Origin of the sequence: Citrobacter sp. Marseille-Q5395, from assembly GCF_947057495.1 — a bacterium.
In the GTDB taxonomy this organism is placed as follows: domain Bacteria; phylum Pseudomonadota; class Gammaproteobacteria; order Enterobacterales; family Enterobacteriaceae; genus Citrobacter; species Citrobacter murliniae.
The window spans coordinates 1-2710 of record NZ_CAMSEL010000057.1 but is presented as its reverse complement, the minus strand read 5'-3'; the positions used below and the strand labels follow the sequence as shown (position 1 = coordinate 2710).

Genomic DNA, 2710 nt, shown 5'->3' with positions numbered 1-2710 from the left:
GGTGTATCAATAACCCGTACGCACTGGTGCAGAAGTGGTTTTAATCGCGGGTGAAGATGACGGTCAAGCATGCGGGTGTCCTTTCAAATTGTCGCATAATCCTTGTGAGGGTATATCCAGCGCGGCATTGAAGCGCGCCGAGAGATTTTGAAAGGCAATTAGCGCAGTCATTTCGGTAATCGTGTCGTCGGTAAAATACTGCTTCATTTGCGCCTTCAGTCCATCATCAATCTGTGGCGGCGTGGCGGTAACCGCATCCGCATAGGCCAGTGCCACACGCTCTTCTTCGCTGAACAGCGTTGACGCTTGCCAGTCTGCGACCTGCAACACTTTATCCAGGGCGCCACAACGTTCGGCGAGACGTAAACTGTTGGCATCAATGCAAAAAGCGCAGTGGCACGCCTGAGAAACCCGTGTCATCAATAGCGCCCGCATCACCGGCGTTAATCGCGAGCGTTTTCGCTCCAGAAATCCGACAAACAACGCTACCAACCAGAACAGAAACGGCACCCGCCCCCACCATCGCGTGGGATGTAATACATCGCCATAGTGTTTTTTCTGTGTGGCCACAAGCGGTTTTAAACTGGAAGGGATACGCGTTAACGGCTTTACCCACGACTGAGGATCGTTCAACGGTGACTCCTGAATACTTCAGATAAAACAAAGATAGCGATAGTATGTCATCTTCTGATGTTGAATCTTGATGAATATGATGAAAACCCTCGACGTTGTCGCCGCTATTATTGAACATGATGGCAATATTTTACTCGCTCAACGCCCGGAGCATGCCGACCAATCAGGAATGTGGGAGTTTGCCGGCGGTAAGGTTGAGCCAGGAGAAAGCCAACCGCAGGCGCTGATTCGTGAACTGCGGGAGGAGCTGGGTATCGAGGCAGTCATTGGGCAATACGTTGCCAGCCATCAGCGCCAAGTATCAGGCCGGTTGATACATCTGCATGCCTGGCATGTTCCCGCTTATCAGGGCGAACTGAAGGCTCATGAGCATCAGGATTTGGTCTGGTGTACGCCAGAGGACGTGCTGCGTTATCCGCTGGCGCCTGCTGACATTCCGTTGTTGGAGGCGTTTATCCTTTTACGCGACGCCAGACAAGCGGATTCGTGCTGATGGTTTTCTCGTCGCGCTGACACTGTAACAGTACACCATCGGCTTTTATCACCGCCCCTTCTGAGTAATTCTGATCCTGATAAATACAGCACTGATTACAGGGTTGTGCACGTTGTCCGCTGGAGCTAAACACCTCTGGCGGAACATTCACTTGCACATCCGGACGATATAACTGATTTGCCAGTGTCGCGCTGGATAACATCACCAGCACTCCAGCCATAATAAGACGGCGCATACTCTTTCCTTTTAAACTGACATCAATGCTCAGTATAACGGTAGATACCGGCAGAAACTTTAGTCCCTTCCATCATCGTTTTTGGTTATGACCCACGTCGCAATATTAATTTCCTTAGCGGGGTTAATTTTTTCTTGCGTTTCGTCACATGGCTGATGGTATAGTCAAAAACTGCAAAACACTTAACACAAATATCAAAAATATAACCATATCAATACATAAGAGGTTTTTATATCTATGGATCAGACACGTTCTCTGGAGTCATTTCTCAACCATGTACAAAAGCGCGACCCGAATCAAACGGAGTTCGCGCAAGCCGTTCGTGAAGTAATGACCACGCTGTGGCCATTTCTTGAACAAAACCCGCGCTATCGTCAAATGTCATTGCTGGAACGTCTGGTTGAGCCTGAGCGCGTGATTCAGTTCCGCGTAGTCTGGCTGGACGATCGGAATCAGGTACAGGTAAACCGTGCGTGGCGCGTGCAGTTTAGTTCTGCAATTGGTCCTTACAAAGGCGGCATGCGTTTCCATCCGTCGGTAAACCTGTCGATCCTGAAATTCCTCGGCTTCGAGCAGACCTTTAAAAACGCCCTCACCACGCTGCCGATGGGCGGTGGTAAAGGCGGGAGCGATTTCGATCCAAAAGGCAAAAGTGAAGGCGAAGTGATGCGTTTTTGCCAGGCACTGATGACCGAGCTGTTCCGCCACTTAGGGCCAGATACCGACGTGCCTGCGGGCGATATAGGCGTAGGCGGTCGTGAAGTTGGCTTTATGGCCGGGATGATGAAAAAACTGTCCAACAACAGCGCCTGCGTCTTTACCGGTAAAGGTCTCTCCTTTGGCGGCAGCCTGATCCGCCCGGAAGCGACCGGTTACGGTCTGGTGTACTTTACCGAAGCCATGCTTAAACGTCATGGCCTGGGTTTTGAAGGCATGCGTGTCGCCGTCTCGGGTTCCGGTAACGTGGCGCAATTCGCCATTGAAAAAGCGATGGAGTTCGGGGCTCGAGTGGTTACAGCCTCTGACTCCAGCGGAACCGTGGTAGACGAAAGCGGCTTCACCAAAGAAAAACTGGCACGTCTGTGCGCGATCAAAGACAGTCGTGACGGACGCGTGGCGGATTACGCCCGTGAATTTGGTCTGACTTATCTGGAAGGCAAGCAGCCGTGGTCTGTGCAGGTAGATATCGCTCTGCCGTGCGCCACACAGAACGAACTTGATGTCGACGCCGCTCGCGTGCTGATCGCTAACGGTGTGAAAGCCGTCGCTGAGGGCGCAAATATGCCGACCACCATCGAAGCAACCGATCTGTTCCTCGAATCGGGCGTATTATTTGCACCGGGTAAAGC

General features: G+C 51.7%; 4 protein-coding genes and 1 pseudogene. 2 read left to right on the top strand and 3 right to left on the bottom strand.

Going from position 1 to position 2710, the window contains the following annotated elements; all coding sequences use genetic code 11:
* Both OH663_RS25880 and OH663_RS25875 read right to left on the bottom strand, forming a co-directional pair.
* Positions 1-71 (bottom strand): annotated as a pseudogene (locus OH663_RS25880) (CDP-alcohol phosphatidyltransferase family protein); the annotation flags it as partial.
* Entirely contained in the window at positions 64-633 is a 570-nt protein-coding gene (locus tag OH663_RS25875; protein ID WP_045442014.1) for a carboxymuconolactone decarboxylase family protein, read from the bottom strand. The gene OH663_RS25875 and the pseudogene OH663_RS25880, both read right to left, overlap by 8 nt.
* A 76-nt stretch (positions 634-709) precedes the next feature.
* On the opposite strand from OH663_RS25875, the gene OH663_RS25870 reads away from it, so the two are divergent.
* Positions 710-1126 (top strand): pyrimidine (deoxy)nucleoside triphosphate diphosphatase, encoded by a 417-nt coding sequence (locus OH663_RS25870; protein ID WP_200011791.1) that lies wholly within the window; start codon positions 710-712, stop codon positions 1124-1126.
* Here the strand turns inward: OH663_RS25870 and OH663_RS25865 are convergent.
* Positions 1086-1361 carry a YnjH family protein gene (locus tag OH663_RS25865; RefSeq protein ID WP_045442011.1) on the bottom strand — a complete coding sequence of 92 codons (276 nt, stop codon included), beginning with the start codon at positions 1359-1361 and terminating at the stop codon, positions 1086-1088. The genes OH663_RS25870 and OH663_RS25865 overlap by 41 nt on opposite strands.
* A 237-nt stretch (positions 1362-1598) precedes the next feature.
* Between OH663_RS25865 and gdhA the strand changes: the two genes are divergently transcribed.
* Positions 1599-2710: NADP-specific glutamate dehydrogenase (gene gdhA / locus OH663_RS25860; protein ID WP_263525941.1), on the top strand; the 1112-nt coding region annotated here is incomplete at its 3' end.